This is a genomic window from Kitasatospora cineracea (assembly GCF_003751605.1).
Lineage (GTDB): Bacteria > Actinomycetota > Actinomycetes > Streptomycetales > Streptomycetaceae > Kitasatospora > Kitasatospora cineracea.
Genome location: NZ_RJVJ01000001.1, coordinates 5,535,850 through 5,553,066, shown reverse-complemented (window position 1 = coordinate 5,553,066; position 17,217 = coordinate 5,535,850). Strand labels below are relative to the sequence as shown.

The 17,217-nt window shown below is 75.1% G+C and carries 13 protein-coding genes; 7 read left to right on the top strand and 6 right to left on the bottom strand.

All coding sequences use genetic code 11. The features are described from left to right. Positions 1-198 precede the first annotated feature (198 nt). From EDD39_RS24915 to EDD39_RS24900, 4 genes are all read left to right on the top strand, one after another. Positions 199-3,435, top strand: coding sequence for an FtsX-like permease family protein (locus tag EDD39_RS24915; protein WP_148089515.1), 3,237 nt, complete (start codon positions 199-201; stop codon positions 3,433-3,435). Between the two features lie 304 nt (positions 3,436-3,739). Then, positions 3,740-6,484 carry a hypothetical protein gene (locus tag EDD39_RS24910; protein WP_123559488.1) on the top strand — a complete coding sequence of 915 codons (2,745 nt, stop codon included), beginning with the start codon at positions 3,740-3,742 and terminating at the stop codon, positions 6,482-6,484. Between the two features lie 43 nt (positions 6,485-6,527). Next, positions 6,528-7,478: an ABC transporter ATP-binding protein gene (locus EDD39_RS24905; RefSeq protein ID WP_123559486.1), complete on the top strand. Its 951-nt coding sequence runs from the start codon at positions 6,528-6,530 to the stop codon at positions 7,476-7,478. 43 nt (positions 7,479-7,521) lie between these two features. Continuing rightward, positions 7,522-8,520: a sigma-70 family RNA polymerase sigma factor gene (locus tag EDD39_RS24900; protein ID WP_208765655.1), complete on the top strand. Its 999-nt coding sequence runs from the start codon at positions 7,522-7,524 to the stop codon at positions 8,518-8,520. Positions 8,521-8,527: 7 nt separating this feature from the next. On the opposite strand, the gene EDD39_RS24895 is transcribed toward EDD39_RS24900, so the two are convergent. Beyond that, positions 8,528-8,788, bottom strand: coding sequence for an STAS domain-containing protein (locus EDD39_RS24895; protein ID WP_123559482.1), 261 nt, complete (start codon positions 8,786-8,788; stop codon positions 8,528-8,530). Positions 8,789-9,015: 227 nt separating this feature from the next. Here EDD39_RS24895 and EDD39_RS24890 point away from each other — a divergent pair, with 227 nt between their 5' ends. Further along, complete coding sequence (locus EDD39_RS24890; RefSeq protein ID WP_123559480.1) at positions 9,016-10,032, top strand: zinc-dependent alcohol dehydrogenase family protein; 1,017 nt, start codon at positions 9,016-9,018, stop codon at positions 10,030-10,032. A 25-nt stretch (positions 10,033-10,057) separates the two neighbouring features. Continuing rightward, positions 10,058-10,489, top strand: coding sequence for a (R)-mandelonitrile lyase (locus EDD39_RS24885; RefSeq protein ID WP_123559478.1), 432 nt, complete (start codon positions 10,058-10,060; stop codon positions 10,487-10,489). Here EDD39_RS24885 and EDD39_RS24880 read toward each other — a convergent pair. Beyond that, positions 10,477-11,256 carry an SDR family NAD(P)-dependent oxidoreductase gene (locus EDD39_RS24880; protein WP_123559476.1) on the bottom strand — a complete coding sequence of 260 codons (780 nt, stop codon included), beginning with the start codon at positions 11,254-11,256 and terminating at the stop codon, positions 10,477-10,479. The two genes, EDD39_RS24885 and EDD39_RS24880, sit on opposite strands and share 13 nt — an antisense overlap. Positions 11,257-11,367: 111 nt before the next feature. Between EDD39_RS24880 and EDD39_RS24875 the strand changes: the two genes are divergently transcribed. Then, positions 11,368-11,949, top strand: coding sequence for a TetR/AcrR family transcriptional regulator (locus EDD39_RS24875; protein ID WP_123559474.1), 582 nt, complete (start codon positions 11,368-11,370; stop codon positions 11,947-11,949). Between the two features lie 236 nt (positions 11,950-12,185). Here the strand turns inward: EDD39_RS24875 and efeU are convergent, their stop codons facing one another. From efeU to EDD39_RS24855, 4 genes are all read right to left on the bottom strand, one after another. Then, complete coding sequence (gene efeU, locus EDD39_RS24870) at positions 12,186-13,037, bottom strand: iron uptake transporter permease EfeU (protein ID WP_244257013.1); 852 nt, start codon at positions 13,035-13,037, stop codon at positions 12,186-12,188. Between the two features lie 37 nt (positions 13,038-13,074). Further along, positions 13,075-14,367: an iron uptake transporter deferrochelatase/peroxidase subunit gene (gene efeB, locus EDD39_RS24865; protein ID WP_123559472.1), complete on the bottom strand. Its 1,293-nt coding sequence runs from the start codon at positions 14,365-14,367 to the stop codon at positions 13,075-13,077. A gap of 163 nt (positions 14,368-14,530) precedes the next feature. Then, a complete protein-coding gene (efeO, locus tag EDD39_RS24860; protein WP_123559470.1) occupies positions 14,531-15,685 on the bottom strand; it encodes an iron uptake system protein EfeO in 1,155 nt (384 codons plus the stop codon). 339 nt (positions 15,686-16,024) lie between these two features. Then, positions 16,025-17,176: an acyl-CoA dehydrogenase family protein gene (locus EDD39_RS24855; protein ID WP_123559468.1), complete on the bottom strand. Its 1,152-nt coding sequence runs from the start codon at positions 17,174-17,176 to the stop codon at positions 16,025-16,027. Between the last annotated feature and the right edge of the window lie 41 nt (positions 17,177-17,217).

The following is a 17,217-nucleotide window of genomic DNA, read 5'->3' as shown; positions in this document are numbered from 1 at the left end:
CCCGCCCGCACCCTCCCGGGCCCGCCTGCACCCGCCCGGGCCCGCCCGCACCCTCCCGATCCCGCCCGGTCCCGCCCGGAACGCTCCTGACGGTGCGTGCACCGCAGATGTTTCGTACCGGACACTTCCGATTTCCGTTCGACTCTGACAAAGTCGTCCGCTATCCGGTGCACCGGGCCGGAACGGGGGGACGGGAAGATGCTGGGCTTTGTGCTGCGCCGGCTGCGCGGGCGGCTGTCGCTGGCAGCCGCCGTGCTGTTCACGGTGCTGACCGCCACCACGGTGCTGACCACGCTGGTGGCCTTCGACCGCACCGTCGCCGAGGCGGGCCTGCGCCGCGACCTGCACGGCGGCGGCCGGGTGACGGTGCTGCTGAACGCGGACCACGCGCTGGACACCCGGTCCGCCGACGACACCGGCACGGCCGCGCTGGGCGCCCGGCTGTTCGACGGACTGCCGGTCGCCACCCGGACGCTGGCCCGCAGCCGGGCCTACGGGCTGCCCGGCCCGGCCGCCGCGAAGGCCCGTGAGGCCGACCTGACCGTGCTGGCCGCGCTGGACCACGGCGAGGTCCGCCTGACGGCCGGTCAGTGGCCGACCGCCGAGGCCGCCCCCGCCGGCCCGGGCACCGCCGGCACCGTGCAGGTCGCGGTGCCGGGCAGCGCCCTGCCCCGGCTCGGCCTGAGCGCGGACGCGCTGCCCGCCCAGGTGGTGCTCGCCGACCGGTACGGCGGCCTGCCGCTCACCGTCCGGGTCACCGGCGTCTACCAGGCCACCGACCGGGACGCCCCGTACTGGCGGCTGGACCCGCTGGGCGGCCGGGAGATCCAGGTCCGGGGCTTCACCACGTACGGGCCGATGCTGGTGGACGACGGCGTCTTCACCTCCGGCCTGCTGCCGCAGGGCAGCCGGGGCGCGCTGCTGACCGCCGACTTCACCACCGCCGACCGGGCCCGGGTCGAACGCGTCGGGGAACTCGCCACCCACCTGCCCGAACTGCTCAAGCAGGCCGGTCCGGGCTTCCAGTCGCAGACCGAACTCCCCGCGCTGCTGGCCGAGTTGCGCTCGGCGACGCTGGTCACCGAGTCCAGCCTGCTGATCGGCGCGCTGCAGCTGTCGGTGCTGGCCGGAGCCGCCCTGCTGCTGGTGGTGCACCTGGTCGCGGAACGGCAGCTGCGCGAGGACGCGCTGCTCACCGCCCGGGGCGCGACCCGGCGCCGACTGGCCGCCTGGACGGCGCTGGAGGCGCTGCTGCTGGCGCTGCCCGCCGCCCTGCTGGCACCGCTGCTGGCCGGCCCGCTGCTGCGACTGCTGACCGGCTACGGCCCGCTGGCCGGACTGCCGCTGGCACACACCGACACCGCGGTGCGCTGGCCCGCGGCGGCGCTGTGCGCGCTGGCCTGCGTGCTGGTCTCGGCGCTGCCCGCGGTGCTGCGGCGCGACGGCGAGCGGCTGGTGACCCGCCGTCAGGCGGTGGTCGGCACGGTGGTGCGCTCCGGCGCGGACCTGACCCTGCTGGCCCTGGCCGTGATCGCCTACCAGCAGCTGTCGGCCCGCACCGGCGGCCTCTCGGTGGACTCCGGCGGCAGACTGGGCATCGACCCGGTGCTGGTCGCGGCGCCGACCCTGGCGCTGTGCGCGGGGACGCTGCTGGTGCTGCGGGTGCTGCCGTTCGCGGCCCGGCTCGGCGCCCGGGTGGCGGCCCGGGGGCGCGGGCTGGGCGCGGCGCTGGGCGGCTGGCAGCTGGCCCGGCGGCCGGGCCGGGCGAACGGCCCGGTGCTGCTGCTGGCGCTGGCGGTGGCCACCGGCGTGCTGGCGATCGGCCAGCACACCGCGTGGCGCGACTCGCAGCGCGACCAGGCCGACTTCGCCGCCGCGGGCGGCCTGCGGATCCAGGCTTCGGCGCTGCCCCCGATCGGCCAGGGCGGCCGGTACGCGGCGCTGCCCGGCGGCGACCGGCTGCTGCCGGTGGCCCGGGTCGACCAGTCGCTGCCGGGCGACCGGCAGGGCCGGATACTGCTGACCGACACCGCCCGGGCCGGCGCCGAACTGCACGTGCGGGCCGACCTGTTCGACCACCGTCCGGCCGGGGAGCTGTTCGCCCCGCTGGCCGAACCGCTGCCCGTCGGGGTCCCGCTGCCGGGCCGCCCGGCCCGGATCGACCTGTCCCTGCGCATCCAGGTCGCCGGCGGCGTCGACGAAAGCCGCTACACGCCCCAACCGCCCGACCTGTGGCTGCAGTTGCGCGACGGCTTCGGGGCGCTGCACCGGGTCCTGGTGCCGCAGCTGCCCCTGCGGGGCGAGCTGACCGCCTCGGTGGACCTGGGCGCGCTGACCGCCGCCCCGCTCGGCTCGATCGCCCAGCCGCTGACCCTGGCCGGCCTGGGGCTGACGTACCCCTCGGGGTGGAACGAGGACCACAGCGAGCTGACGGTGCGCCGGATCGCGGTCGCCGACAGCGCGGCCGGAGCGGCCGTGCCGGTCCAGGTGCCCGCGGGTGCCTGGAGCGTGCAGGCTTCCGCCGGCGCCCCGGTGCAGGTGGCCGACGGGTCCGGACCGGACCGGCTGCTGACCGTCGTCTACAGCCCCGGCGAGGGGGACACCAGCAGCGCCCGGGCGCTGCTGCTGCCGCCCGGCACCGCCCCGTCGGGCCTGGAGGTCAAGGGCCTGGCCACCCGCGACTACCTGACCGCGGTCGGCGCCCGGGTCGGCGACCTGATCAAGGTGCAGCTGAGCAACACCTCGGTGCCGGTCCGGATCACCGGGGCGGTCGGGGTGCTGCCGGTGTACGGCTCCACCGCGTTGCTGCTCGACCTGGCCGGCACCGGCCGCTGGCTGGGCGACCGGGGCTTCGACGCCCCGACGGTCACCGAGTGGTGGCTGCCCGCCGCCGGCCCCGGCGACCGCACCCCGGCCGAGGCCGCGGCGGCGCTGCGCGCGGGGCCGACGGCCCAGCAGGTGACGCTCCGCGAGGAGGACGCCGCGGCCCGGCTCGGCGACCCGCTGAGCGCCGCCCCGCAGAGCGCGCTGGCCGCGCTGGCCCTGGCCGCCGCGGTGCTGGCCGCGATCGGCTTCACCGCCGCCTCGGCCGCCTCGGCGAGCGAACGGGCCGGCGAGAGCGCGGTGCTGCTGGCGCTCGGCACGCCCCGGCGGCTGCTGAACCGCAGTGCCGCCGTGGAGCGGCTGGTGCTGGTCGGGATCGGCACCGGGGTGGGGCTGCTGCTCGGCACGCTCCTGGTCCACCTGGTGGTGCCGCTGGTGGTGCTCACCCCGGCCGCCCGCCCCCCGGTGCCCGACGTCCTGGTCGGCCTGCCGCCCGGCCAGGTGCTGGCCCTGGCCCTGGGCGCCGCCGCCCTGCCGCTGCTGTCCGCCTTCCTGTTCGGCGGCCGCCGCCGCAACCTGGCCGCCCGGCTCCGCTTCGTGGAGGAGAAGTGAGCACCCCGGCCCGCCGACCGCACCGGGCCCACCGGCCCGCGCCGCCCGCCGCCCCGGCCCGCCGACCCGGCACCGCACCGCTGCCCGGCACCGCACCGCTGCCCGGCACCGGCCGTCGAGCCGCGCCGCAGGCCACCGTGCACCCGGCCGCCGCAGGCCCGGCCGCCCCGGTCGGCGGCCCCGCCCCCGTCCCCGGGCTCCCTCCCCGTCCCCGTCCCCTCCCCCTCTCCTGTTTCCGCCCCCGCCCCCGTCCCTGTCCCCGTCGTCGCGGTCCGGCCGCCCGGCTCCGCTTCGTGGAGGAGAAATGAGCGCCCCGGCCCCCTGGGTCCGCACCCGGCTGCGCACCGCGCCGCTGGCGGCCCTGCTGACCGCAGCCCTGACGCTGGCCCTGGTCTTCCTGGCGGCCGGACTGCCCCGGGCCCTGGACCGGGGCGCGGACGACGCGCTGCACGCGTTCCTGCGCTCCTACGGCCCGGTGGCCGACAGCGTGGTGGTGACCTCCGGCATTCCGGTCGGCGGCGATCCCTCGCAGCGCTTGGACGACACCACGGACCGGCTGACCGGTCTGATCGGCCCGGTGCTGCCGCTCGACCCGGGCGGCCCGGTGTCCGGGCGCCTGGCCACGGGCGCGCGCTCGCTGCCCGATCCGCGGCTGGACCGTCCGGAGGCCGTCGCCCCCGAGTTCGCCCTGGCGTACCAGCGCGGGGCGCGCGAGCGCGTCCACCTGACGGCCGGTCAGTGGCCGGACGGCGCGGCCGCGACCGCCGGGGGCCCGGTGCAGGTCGTGCTGTCGGCGGCCGCGGCGGAGACGGTCAAGGTGCCGCTGGGCGCGGTGCTGGACAGCGGCCCCTCGGTGGTGTCGCCCAAGGCGCGACTGGTCCGGCAGCAGGTGCAGGTGGTGGGTTTCTACGCCGTCGACGACCCGTCCGACCCGTTCTGGGCGGACCTGGGCTGTGCGACCAAGACCTGCCAGAACATGACGCCCTCGCGCAGTCCGGCGGACCCGCCGATGGCGTACTGGTACGCGGTGGCGCTGACCGGCTCCGAGTGGATGGCGCAGCTGCCCGTCTGGGGCGACGGGGCGGAGGACTACTGGCGGCTGCCGGTGCGGGTGGACACCCTGCGGGCGGACCGGCTTCGGCAGACCTCCTTCGACCTGGCCAGGGTCACCTCGGGGCCGGTCTCGGTGCAGGTGGTGACCGGCAGCAAGCGGCCGGACGTGCGGATCTCCTCCGGTCTGCGGTCGGCGATCGACACCGCCCGGCAGCGGCAGAGCGCGATCGAGTCGCTGACCGCGGTCGGCCCGGCCGGGGCGGCGGGGGTGTCGGCCGTGGTGCTGTGCCTGGCGGCGGCGCTGGCCGCCGAGCGGCGGACGTCGGAGTTGCTGCTGCTGCGGGCCCGCGGGGCCGGGACGGGCGGGGTGTTCCGGCGGCTGCTGGGCGAGGGCGCGGCGACCGTGCTGCCCGCGGCCGGGCTGGGCGTGCTGCTGGCGTTCGTGCTGCTGCCGACCGCGCGCTGGCTGCCGGCGGCGGTGGCGGCCGGGGCGGTGACGCTGCTGGCGCTGCTGGCGTTCCCGGTGCGGGCCGTGCTGCTGCTGCGCGGCCCGCGGGCCGGTGCCCGGCCGGGGCGGCGGCGGGTGGTGGGCGAGCTGGCGGTGCTGGCGGCGACCGCGGCGGCCGTGATGCAGGTGGTGCGGCGCGGGGTGGCCCCGCTGGGCGAGGGGGTGGATCCGCTGCTGGTGGCGGCGCCGCTGCTGCTGTCGCTGACGGGTGCGCTGCTGCTGGCCCGGTTGCAGCCCGCGCTGATCGGGCTGCTGGCCCGGCGGGCGGGGCGGCGGCCGGGTGCGGTCGGGTTCCTCGGTCTGGCCCGGGCGGCCCGGGGCGGCGGGGGCCCGCGGTCGCGGCCCTCGGTGCTGCCGCTGCTGGCGCTGGTGCTGGCGGTGGCGTGCGGCGCGGTCGGGGCGACGGTGCTGGAGTCGGTGGCCGCCGACCGGGCCGAGGTGGCCAGGTACACCATCGGTGGTGACGCCTCGGTCAGTGCCGGGCTGAACACCGCGCTGCCGGCGGCGTTCGTCACGGAGGCGGGGCGGCTGCCGGGGGTGACGGACTCGCTGCCGGTGTGGATCGCGGACGACGTGGTGCTGTCGCTGGGCGGCGGCGCCTCGGTGCGGGTGAACGTGGTGGTGGCCGACCCGGTGCCGTACGCGCGGCTGGCCGGGGCCGCCGGGCGGGGCCGGTTCGATCCGGCGCTGCTGGCCGCGTCCCCGGGCGGCGGGCGGCTGCCGGCCCTGGTGAGCAGCGACATCCCGGCGGGCGAGTTCAACCTGCGGCTGCAGGGCGGTGACGCGGCCGACATCCGGGTGGTGGGCTTCGCCGACAACACGCCGGCGCTGATCGGGTCGGTCGGCCCGACGGTGCTGCTGCCGTCCGGTCCGGCGGCCGACTTCGTGTCCCGGTTCGCCGGCCCGGCCAAGTGGATGGCGCTCGGACACCCGGACGACGCGCAACTGCGGGCGCTGGCCGAGCGGTTGCTCGGTCCGCCGGCCGCCGGGCTGCGGCCGGGCCACGTGGTGCGGACCGCGACCTCGGAGGTCGCGGCGCTCGGCAACGACCCGTTGCAGGCTTCGGCGGTCCGGATGTTCTGGGTGTCGGTCGGGGCGACGGCGCTGTTCGCGCTGCTGTCGGTGCTGCTGACGCTGCTGCGGGCCGGTCCGGAGCGGGCGGCGGTGCTGGCCCGGCTGCGCACGATGGGGCTGCGGCCCCGGCAGGGGCTGGCGCTGATCCTGGCGGAGGTGCTGCCGCAGTCGCTGGTGGCGGCCCTGGGCGGGGCGCTGACGGCGGTGTGCTGCCTGCTGCTGCTGGGCCCGGCCGTGGACCTCTCGCCGCTGGTCGGTTCGGGCGTGTCGGCCGGGTTGCGGCTGATCGCCGGGCCGATCGTCCAACAGGCCGTCGGGCTGGCCGTGCTGGCGGCCCTGGCGGTGCTGGCGGAGGCCGCCGTGACGGCCCGCCGGCAGATCACCACCGAGCTGCGCGCGGGGGACGCCCGATGAACCGCGCATCCACCACCGAGCCCCCCGCAGGAGGGACGTCCCGATGAGCACTCCGACCCCGAGCCTGGAGGAGCTGCGGCGCAAGGCGCTGGCGGCCGCCGCGCCCCGTACCGTCGGCGCCGAACTGGCGATCAGCTGCGAGCGGTTGGTGCGGATCTTCAGCACCGACGGGATCGAGGTGCAGGCGTTGCAGGGCCTGGACCTGACGGTGGACCGGGGCGACCTGGTGGCGCTGGTCGGCGCGTCCGGCAGCGGCAAGTCGACGCTGCTGAACGTGCTGGCGGGCCTGGACGCGCCGACCGCGGGCACCGCGACGGTGGACGGCCAGGACCTGCTGGCGATGACCGCCAAGGACCGGCTGCGCTACCGCCGCGAGGTGGTGGGCTTCATCTGGCAGCAGACCGCCCGCAACCTGCTCCCGTTCCTGACGGCGGAGCAGAACGTGGCGCTGCCCATGCAGTTGCGCTCCGGCCACCGGGCGGCCAAGCGCCGGCGCGGACGCGTCACCGAACTCCTCGAAGCCCTGGACATCGGCGAGCTGGCGCACCGCCGCCCCGCCCAGCTCTCCGGCGGCCAGCAGCAACGCGTCGCCATCGCCGTCGCCCTCGCCAACGAACCCGCCGTCCTGCTCGCCGACGAACCCACCGGCGAACTCGACACCGACACCGCCGCCGGCATCTTCGACGCCTTCCGCACCGTCAACCGCGAACTCGCCACCACCGTCGTCATCGTCACCCACGACCCCATGGTCGCCGGCGAAGTCCGCCGCACCGTCGCCATCCGCGACGGCCGCACCAGCAGCGAAGTCCTCCGCCGCACCCGGATCGACGAACACGGCACCGAAACCGTCTCCGAACGCGAATACGTCATGCTCGACCGCACCGGCCGCGTCCAACTCCCCGCCGCCTTCCTCACCGCCCTCGGCATGCAGCACCGCGTCGCCGCCGACCTCGCCACCGACCACATCCAACTCCGCCCCGACGACACCGCCTGAGCGCCGGCTGTCACTGCCCCGCACTAGGCTGGACGACGTGGCAATGATCATGGATCGTGACGGGGTGGCGGAGCGGCTGGAGCCGTTCCGGCGGGAGCTGACGGCGTACTGCTACCGGATGCTGGGCTCGGCCTTCGAGGCGGAGGACGCGGTGCAGGAGACGCTGGTCCGCGCCTGGTCGAAGTTCGACGGGTTCGAGGGCCGCTCCGCGCTGCGGACGTGGCTGTACCGGATCGCCACCAACGTCTGCCTGGACATGGCGCCGGCCCCGCAGCGCCGGGCCCGCCCGATGGACCTGACCTCGCCGTGCCCGGCCGCCGCCCCGGACCTGGCGCAGTTGGAGGAGAACGTCTGGGTGGGCCCGGTGCCGGACGCCCGGGTGCTGGCGGGGGATCCGGCGGAGGTCGCGGTGGGCCGGGAGTCGGTGCGGCTGGCGTTCGTGGCGGCGCTGCAGAAGCTGCCGGCCCGGCAGCGGGCGGTGCTGATCCTGCGCGAGGTGCTGGCCTGGTCGGCGGCGGAGACGGCGGAGCTGCTGGAGACGTCGGTGGCCTCGGTGAACAGCGCGCTGCAGCGGGCCCGGGCGACAATGGCCGCCCAGGGCCCGGCGGGTGACGCCTTCGATCCGCTGGACGAGACACAGCGTTCCCTGCTGTCCCGCTACGTCCAGGCGTTCGAGGCCTTCGACATCGAGGCGCTGAAGCGGCTGCTGCACGAGGACGCGGTGCTGAACATGCCGCCGTTCCAGATGTGGGTGCGGGGCGTGGTGGAGCTCGGCGAGTGGTGGCAGGGCGCGGGCTGCGGCTGCGCGGGCTCGCGGCTGCTGCCGGTGGCGGCGAACGGCATGCCGGCCTTCGCCCAGTACCGCCCGGCGGAGGACGGCAACGGGTGGACGCCCTGGGGCCTGACCCAGCTGGAGATCGTCGACGGCCGGATCGCCACCATGACCAACCACATGGACGTGGAACGGCTCTTCCCGCTGTGGGGCCTGCCGATGCGCCTGACCACCGACCCGCACACCGCCGGCGCGCCCACCGCCGGCTGACGGCCCGTCACTCCACCGGCAGGGCCTCGGCCAGGCCGGTGAGTTCGAGCAGCAGCCGCAGCCGGGGCCCGGCCCCGCGCAGCACCACCTGGTGCCCCGCCCGCCGGGCCCCGGCCGCCAGCCGCCCGAGCCGGTCCAGCTCCCCCGGCCCGGGGCTGCCCACCCCCGCGACCAGCAGGACGACGCGGACGGGCCGCGGCTGTCGGGCGAGCAGCGCGGCGAGGTGCTCCTCGACACCGGGCCGCGGTTCGATCTCCAGGGTCTCCATGCCCGTACTGACCGTCCGGCGGCCCCGAACTCATCGGCCCGGCCGCTCCCGCCGCGCCGCGCCGCGTCCGGCTCCCCGCTCCCGGTCCCGCCCCGCCGCGTCCGCCCCCTGCCGCGTCCGGCTCCCGAGGGGTGCACTGCCGGTACACCTCTCCGCCGTGCCTCGCGCCGGTCCGCGCGACGCGCTTGGCTGGAGAGCGGACATCCCCCGATCCCGAAGGACTTCCCATGCGCGGCACCGTGATCCACGCCCCCGGCGACATCCGGTCGGAGACCCTGGACGACCCGAAGGTCATCGAGCCCACCGACGCGGTCATCCGCACCGCCGTGACCTGCGTCTGCGGCTCCGACCTGTGGCCCTACCGGGGTGCGGAGCCGGTCGAGGCCCCGCACCCGATGGGCCACGAGTACGTGGGCTTCGTCGAGGAGGTCGGCTCCGAGGTGACCGGGCTGCGGCCCGGCCAGTTCGTGGTCGGCTCGTTCGCCACCTCCGACAACACCTGCCCGAACTGCCGCAACGGCTTCCAGTCGAACTGCCTGCACCGCGAGTTCATGTCCACCTGCCAGGCCGAGTACATCCGCATCCCGAACGCCGCCGGCACCCTGGTGGCCCTGGACGAGACCCCCGACGAGCACCTGTGGCCGGGTCTGCTGGCCAACTCGGACGTGATGGGCACCGGCTGGTGGGCCGCCGACGCCGCGCAGGTCCGGCCCGGCTCGGCCGCCGTGGTGGTCGGCGACGGCGCGGTCGGCCTGTGCGCGGTGATCGCCGCCCGGGAGCTGGGCGCCGAGCGCGTCATCGCCATGTCCCGCCACGAGTCCCGGCAGCGGCTCGCCCTGGCCTTCGGTGCCACCGACATCGTCACCGAGCGCGGCGAGCAGGGCATCGAGCGGGTCAGGGAGCTGACCGGCGGCATCGGCGCCGACAGCGTCCTGGAGTGCGTCGGCACCGCCGAGGCCATGCGGCAGGCCCTGCACTCCGCCCGCCCCGGCGGCAGCGTCGGTTTCGTCGGCGTCCCGCACGGCGTCGCCCTGGACGGCCAGGAGCTGTTCTTCTCGCACGTCGGCCTGCGCGGCGGCCCGGCCCCCGTCCGCCGCTACCTGCCGGACCTGAACGAGCGGGTGCTGTCCGGCCGGATCGACCCCGGGAAGGTCTTCGACCTCGCCCTGCCGCTCGCCGACGTCGCCGAGGGCTACCGGGCGATGGACGAGCGCCGCGCGATCAAGACCCTGCTCAAGCCCTGACCGCCCCCTCCCCCAGGAGCACCCGATGGAATTCCTCCCGCAGCAGCCCACCGGCCGGGGCCCGGCCGAGTGGTTCACCGGCGACGTCTGGTGGGATGTCCTGGCGGCCGGTGCCGCCCCGTCCCGGCTGCGCGCCAACCTGGTGCGCTTCGCGCCGGGCGCCCGCACCCACTGGCACACCCACGCGCTCGGCCAGACCCTGCACGTGGTCTCCGGGATCGCCCTGGTCGGCACCCGGGACGGTGTCGTCCTGGAGGCGCACCCCGGCGAGAGCGTGGTGTGCCCGCCGGGCGAGGCGCACTGGCACGGCGCCGTCCCGGACCGCTTCATGGCGCACCTGGCGCTCTGGGAGGCCACCGGTGACGGTTCGCCCGAGACGGTGTGGGCCGAGGCCGTCACCGACGACCAGTACGGCGCCGCCCGGCGCCGCGCTCCGGAGCCGGATCAGCCGAAGTAGCCGCCGTCGACGGCCAGCACGCTGCCGGTGACGAAGGCGGCGGCCGGTGTGGCCAGGAAGACCACGGCGGCGGCGATCTCCTCGGGGCGGCCGTAGCGGCCGAGCGCGTTGGCGGCGCGCTGGGCTTCGGAGTGCGGGCCGTCCTCGGGGTTCATCTCGGTGGCGGTCGAGCCGGGCTGCACCACGTTGACGGTGATGCCGCGGCCGGCCAGTTCGCTGGCGGCGCTGCGGCTGTAGGAGGTGACGGCGGCCTTGGTCGCCGCGTAGTCGGCGAGGCCGGGCAGGCCGGGGCGGGTGGCCAGGTTGGAGCCGACGGTGATGATCCGCCCGCCGTCGGGCAGCCGGGGCGCGGCGGCCCGGATCGCGGCGGTCACCCCGGTCACGTTGACGGCGTACTGGCGCTCCAGGGCCGCCGGGTCGGCGTCCCCGTCGACCGGGGCGCCGGCCAGCACGCCGGCGTTGTTGACCAGGATGTCGAGCCGTCCGAAGTCCGCCGCGACGGTGGCGACCAGGTCCTCGACCTGGGCGGTGTCCCCTTGGTCGGCCCGGTAGGCGGCGGCTCGCCGGCCGAGCGCCTCGATCCGCCGCACCACGTCCGCGGCCCGGTCGGCCGAGCCGCCGTGGCTGAGTGCGACGTCGGCCCCGGCGGCGGCCAGGGCCAGGGCGATCGCGGCGCCGATGCCGCGCGAGCCGCCGGTGACCAGGGCGGTGCGGCCGGCCAGTGCGTCGGGCGCGAAGGTGGCGGTGGCGGTGGGCTGCTGCGTCATGTCGGGTTCCCCTCCCAGATCTGTACCGTTCGGTACACGGCGGAGACGCTACCATATCGATCGGTACAGAATGACCGGGGCAGAACCGAACCCACCGGAGGGCAGGACGACATGACGGGCCGTCCGCGCACGTTCGACCTCGACGAGCGGCTGGAGCGCGCGATGCGCGTCTTCTGGCGGCACGGCTACGAGGGCACCGCGCTCTCCGACCTCACCGCCGCGATGGGCATCAACCGGCCCAGCCTGTACGCGGCGTACGGCAACAAGGAGGCACTGTTCCGCCAGTGCCTGGACCGCTACCACCACGGCCCGGCCCGGCACGTCCGGGAGGCCCTGGCCGCGCCCACCGCCCGCGCGGTCGCCGAGCAACTGCTGCGCGGCACCGTCGAGGTGGTCACCCGCCCGGAGGGCCCCGGCTGCCTGCTGGTGCACGGCGCGCTCGCCACCGGCCCCGGCTCGGAGGCGGTGCGCGCCGAGAGCGCCGCCCGCCGCGCCACCCAGCGCGCCGCCCTGCGCGCCCGCCTCGAACAGGCCGCCGCCGACGGCGAGTTCCCACCCGGCACCGACCCGGCCGCCCTGGCCGGCTACCTGAGCGCCCTCACCCACGGCCTCGCCGTCCAGGCCGCCGACGGCACCCCGCCCGACCAACTGCACCGGATCGCCGCCCAAGCCCTCCACCACTGGCCCACCTGAGCCCCACCCCCACCCCCACCAACGCCGATCCGCCCGGCCACCGCACAATCACGGCACCGAGCGGCTCCCGGGCACCCGCCCCGCCTTCAGACGGCCTTCGGTTCGGCCGGCGCCTGGACCGGCTTGCCCCGCACCCCGCCGAACACCCCCACCCACCCCCACCAACGCCGAACCGCCCGGCCACCGCACAATCACGGCACCGAGCGGCTCCCGGGCACCCGCCCCGACCCCCGCCGTCAGGCGGCCTTCGGTTCGGCCGGCGCCTGGACCGGCTTGCCCTGCACCCCGCCGGAGGCGGGCTTGCGGAAGAAGAAGTACAGCGTCGGCACCAGGTACAGCAGCCAGACCACCACCTGGACCACCGTCGGGTTGGGCTGGAAGTTGAACACGCCCTTGAGCAGCGTGCCGTACCAGCTGTCCGCCGGGATGGTGGAGGAGATGTCGAAGGCCAGCGTGCCGAGGCCGGGGATCCAGCCGGCCTCCTGGAGGTCGTGCACGCCGTAGGCGAGGACGCCCGCGGCGACGACGACCAGCATGCCGCCGGTCCAGGTGAAGAACTTGGCCAGGTTGATCTTGACCGCGCCGCGGTAGAACAGCCAGCCCAGCACGACCGAGGTGAGCAGGCCCAGCGTCGCGCCGGCCAGCGGGCTCCAGCCGTCGCCGGTGGACTGGACGGCGGTCCAGATGAACAGCGCGGTCTCCAGGCCCTCGCGGCCGACGGCCAGGAAGGAGGTGACGATCAGCGCGACGGTGCCCATGGCGAGCGCGGCGTCCAGCTTGCCCTGGAGTTCGCTCTTCAGGTGCCGCGCGGTGCGGCGCATCCAGAAGACCATCCAGGTGACCAGGCCGACCGCGATGATCGACAGGCTGCCGCCGAGCGCCTCCTGGGCCTCGAAGGACAGCTGGTCGGAGCCGAACTGCAGCACCGCGCCGAACGCCATGGCCAGCGCGACGGCGCTGCCGACGCCGATCCACACCGGGCCGAGCCGGTCCTTGCGGCCGGTCTTGACCAGGTAGGCGATCAGGATGCAGACCACGAGGCTGGCCTCGAGGCCTTCGCGCAGGCCGATCAGGTAGTTGGCGAACACGGCGGTTCTCCTTCCTCGGAAGAGTGGGTGGCGGGGGTCAGCCGAAGAGGCTCTGGCCCCACCACTCGCCGGGCTTGCGGACACCGGGCGGGCAGGCGAAGTGGGCGGATCCGACGTGGGTGATGTACTCGTTCAGCTTGTCGTTGGCCGCGAGCTTGGTCTGCAGCGGGACGAACGCCTTGCGGGTGTCGCGCTGGTACGCCAGGAAGAACAGGCCGGCGTCCAGGCGGCCGAGGCCGTCGGTGCCGTCGGTGAAGGAGTAGCCGCGGCGCAGGATCATCAGCCCGTCGTTGCTGTCGGGGTGCGCCAGGCGGACGTGCGAGTCGGCGGGCAGAGCGGACAGGTCGGGGGTGTCGCGCTCCTTCTGCTTGCCGTAGGGGGCGCCCTCGATCTTGGTGCGGCCGAAGGTGTCCTCCTGGTCCTTGAGCGAGGCGCGGTCCCAGGTCTCGATGGTCATCCGGATCCGGCGGGCCACCAGGTAGGAGCCGCCGGTCATCCAGTCGGCGCCGTCGCCGGGGGCGACCCAGACGTGCTTGCCGAGCGCGTCGGCGTCGGTTCCGGCGATGTTGTGGGTGCCGTCCTTGAAGCCCATCAGGTTGCGCGGGGTCTGGCTGTCCGGCGTGGTGGAGGAGGTCTTGCCGAAGCCGAGCTGCGACCAGCGGACGTTGACCACGCCCATGCCGATCCGGGCCAGGTTGCGGATCGCGTGCACCGCGACCTGCGGGTCGTCGGCGCAGGCCTGGATGCACAGGTCGCCGCCGCTGCGGGCGGCCTCCAGCCGGTCGCCCTTGAACTTGGGCAGCTCGACCAGCGCCTCGGGCAGCTTGGCCCTGAGCCCGAACCGGTCGGTGCCGTCCTTGTCGAACAGGGTGCGCCCGAAGCCGATGGTCAGGGTGAGCCGGGAGGCGGGCAGGCCGAGCGCCTCGCCGGTGTCGTCCGGCGGCGACTCGGGGACGACGCCGACCGCGCCGCCGCCGACCTCGCGGCCGCCGGTGATCGAGGCGGCCGCCTTGGTCCACTCCTTGAGCATCTTGACCAGGGCGTCCCGGTCGTCGGTGATCACGTCGAAGGCGGCGAAGTGCAGCCGGTCCTGGACGGGGGTGGAGATGCCCGACTGGTGCTCGCCGTAGAACGGGACGTCCGGCGTCTGCGGCGCGGCGGCGCCGTCCTCGCTGGACATGGTGGCGGCGGCCACCGTGCCCACCGCGGCCGCGCCGAGCGCGACCCCGGCCCCCGCCCAGCCTATGACGGCCCGTCGGCTGAGCCCGGCCCGCGGCGCGGCCCCACCGCTCTCGGCGGGGGCCGCCTGCTGCTCGTTCTCGGCGTCCATCTCTGGCGTTCCCTCTCGGACGTGGTACCGGGTGGGGGTGCTGCCGCCGCTGCGGCAGCACCCTGACGGGGACTTAGCTTACGCTGGCCTTACCTGGAGTCCAGACCCGCCCGCCCCGTTTGACCTGCGCTTGACCGTCACCGGCCCCGCTGCCGGCCTGGTGTCACTTGACCACCACGGCGGCGGCCAGCTTGGACAGCGGCTCGCCGAGCGAGTTCACCGCGTCCGAGAAGGTCTTGCGCTCGTCCTCGGTGACCTTGTCGTAGGAGGTGTAGGTGCCGTCGGCGGCCCGGTACTTGCCGAGCAGGCCGGTGATCTTCTCGAACTCGCCGTCCAGGGTCTTGGACAGCTCCGGCTCGTTCTCCGAGGCGACCGGCTTCAGCAGCTCGTAGGCCTGGCGGGCGCCCTCGACGTTGGCGGCGAAGTCCGACAGGTCGGTGTGGCTGTAGCGGTCCTCCTCGCCGGTGATCTTGTTCTTGGAGACCTCGTCCAGCAGCTCCTTGGCGCCGTTGGCCATGCCGGTGGGGGTGATCTCGGCGCCGGGGACGCGCTTCTGCCAGTCCTTCAGGTCGGTGACCAGCTGGGCGGCGAGGGTCTTCTCCTCGTCGCCGATCTTGCCGTCCACCCACAGCGACTTCTCCAGGCGGTGCCAGCCGGTCCACTGCTGGCCGTCCTCGAGGGCGTCCTCGCGGGTGTCGGTCTTCGGGTCGATGTCGCCGAAGCTCTCGGCCACCGGCTCGGTGCGCTCCCAGCCGACCCGGGAGGCGGCGAACAGCGACTTGGCCTTCTCCACGTCGCCCGCGGTGATCGCGGCGGCGAACTGCTCCACCACCGGGATGGTCGCGTCGGCCTGCTCCTGGGCGTACGTGCGGTAGTCGGTGACCGCCCGGGTCAGCCGGTCGTCCGCCTTGGCCGAGGCGGAGGCGCCGGCCGTGACGGTGATCTTCTGCCGGATGCCGTCGCCGGTCATGCCCGGCTTGCAGGCCACCTCGTAGGTGCCGGCCTTGATCTCGGCGTTGATGGTGACCTTGGTGCCGGGGCCGATGTTCTCCCGCTCGGTGACGATCTTGTCGCCGTCGGCGTAGACGTACACCTCGGTGACCTTGCCGCCCTTGTTCGCCACCGCCAGCTCGACGTGCCCGGCCGGGAAGGTGGTCTTCGACAGCTCGCACGAGCTGTCGGTCGCGGTCACCTGCACCGGGCCGGAGCCGTCCGCCGAGGTCGAGGCACCGCTGTCCTTCTTCGAGCACCCCACCAGCGCGGCACCCGCCACGGCGAGGACGAGGAAGGCGGCGGCAGACGTGCGGCGGGCGGGCATGCTCACTCCAGGGACGAGGGGTCGGGCCGATGCGGGGGCCGTCCGGGAAGATCCCCCGGAGGCCGCCCAGTAAGCTAAGGCATACCTTAGATCCCCCGCCACACCGGGTCGACACCCAGTGCCGGACAGAGCCTCCCGCCACCCCGCACGGCACCATCCGTTTCCGGCCAACTCCCGCACCATCCACGGGATTTCACTCCCGCCACAGGCGCCCCACCCGCCCCACCTGTGACCGGAACCACTCGCTCCGGCGGAGCGGCACGACAGCAGGGGCGCGGGGCGGCGGCGCGTACGCCCTGCCTCCCCGCGCCCCTGTCAGGACCGGTTCCCGGCCGCTCGTCAGGGCAGGTTGCGGGCCATGACGATGCGCTGGACCTGGTTGGTGCCCTCGTAGATCTGGGTGATCTTCGCGTCCCGCATCATCCGCTCCACCGGATAGTCCCGGGTGTACCCGTACCCGCCCAGCAACTGCACCGCGTCCACCGTGATCTCCATCGCCGCGTCCGACGCGAAGCACTTCGCCGCCGCCCCGAAGAACGTCAGGTCGCCGTCGCCGCGCTGCGACTTCGCCGCCGCCGCATAGGTCAGCTGCCGCGCCGCCTCCAGCTTCATCGCCATGTCCGCCAGCATGAACTGCACGCCCTGGAAGTCCGCGATCGCCTTCCCGAACTGCCGGCGCTCCTTCACGTACCCCTTCGCGTAGTCCAGCGCACCCTGCGCGATGCCCAGCGCCTGCGCCGCGATCGTCACCCGGGTGTGGTCGAGCGTGCGCATCGCGGTGGCGAAACCGGTGCCCTCCGCCCCGATCATCCGCTCCGCCGGGATCCGCACGCTGTCGAAGTACACCTCACGCGTCGGGGAGCCCTTGATGCCCAGCTTCTTCTCCGGCGCACCGAAGGAGACCCCCTCGTCGCCCTTCTCCACCACGAACGCCGAGATCCCCTTCGAGCGCTTCTCCGGATCGGTCACCGCCATCACCGTGTAGTACTCCGAGACGCCCGCGTTGGTGATCCACCGCTTCACACCGTTGAGCACCCAGAAGTCCCCGTCGCGCACCGCCCGCGTCCGCATCCCCGCCGCGTCCGAGCCCGCCTCCGGCTCCGAGAGGCAGTACGAGAACATGCCCTCGCCCCGCGCCAGCGCCCCCAGGTACTTCGCCTTCAACTCCTCCGAACCCGACAACTGCACCGGCAGCGAACCCAGCTTGTTCACCGCCGGGATCAACGACGACGACGCGCACACCCGCGCCACCTCCTCGATCACCAGCACCGTCGCCAACGCGTCCGCCCCCGCACCACCGAACTCCTCCGGCACGTGCACCGCATGCAGATCCGCCGCCCGCAACGCATCCAGCGCCTCCTGCGGGAAACGCCCCTCCTCGTCCACCGCCGCCGCGAACGGAGCGATCTTCGCCTCCGCCAGCGAACGCACCGACTCCCGGAGCATCTCGTGCTCCTCGCCGAGCCGGTAGAGGTCGAAGTCCTGGGTCATGGCAGTCTCCTCGGTGTGGCACTCAGTACCCCCGATTATGC

What these genes read in the sequence shown, in the direction of transcription:
- efeB (WP_123559472.1), bottom strand. Translation starts at nt 14,367, where the DNA reads ATGGACGCCGAGAACGAGCAGCAGGCGGCCCCCGCCGAGAGCGGTGGG.
- EDD39_RS24885 (WP_123559478.1), top strand. Translation starts at nt 10,058, where the DNA reads ATGGAATTCCTCCCGCAGCAGCCCACCGGCCGGGGCCCGGCCGAGTGG.
- EDD39_RS24905 (WP_123559486.1), top strand. Translation starts at nt 6,528, where the DNA reads ATGAGCACTCCGACCCCGAGCCTGGAGGAGCTGCGGCGCAAGGCGCTG.
- EDD39_RS24880 (WP_123559476.1), bottom strand. Translation starts at nt 11,256, where the DNA reads ATGACGCAGCAGCCCACCGCCACCGCCACCTTCGCGCCCGACGCACTG.
- EDD39_RS24855 (WP_123559468.1), bottom strand. Translation starts at nt 17,176, where the DNA reads ATGACCCAGGACTTCGACCTCTACCGGCTCGGCGAGGAGCACGAGATG.
- EDD39_RS24915 (WP_148089515.1), top strand. Translation starts at nt 199, where the DNA reads ATGCTGGGCTTTGTGCTGCGCCGGCTGCGCGGGCGGCTGTCGCTGGCA.
- EDD39_RS24910 (WP_123559488.1), top strand. Translation starts at nt 3,740, where the DNA reads ATGAGCGCCCCGGCCCCCTGGGTCCGCACCCGGCTGCGCACCGCGCCG.
- EDD39_RS24875 (WP_123559474.1), top strand. Translation starts at nt 11,368, where the DNA reads ATGACGGGCCGTCCGCGCACGTTCGACCTCGACGAGCGGCTGGAGCGC.
- EDD39_RS24890 (WP_123559480.1), top strand. Translation starts at nt 9,016, where the DNA reads ATGCGCGGCACCGTGATCCACGCCCCCGGCGACATCCGGTCGGAGACC.
- EDD39_RS24900 (WP_208765655.1), top strand. Translation starts at nt 7,522, where the DNA reads ATGATCATGGATCGTGACGGGGTGGCGGAGCGGCTGGAGCCGTTCCGG.
- efeO (WP_123559470.1), bottom strand. Translation starts at nt 15,685, where the DNA reads ATGCCCGCCCGCCGCACGTCTGCCGCCGCCTTCCTCGTCCTCGCCGTG.
- EDD39_RS24895 (WP_123559482.1), bottom strand. Translation starts at nt 8,788, where the DNA reads ATGGAGACCCTGGAGATCGAACCGCGGCCCGGTGTCGAGGAGCACCTC.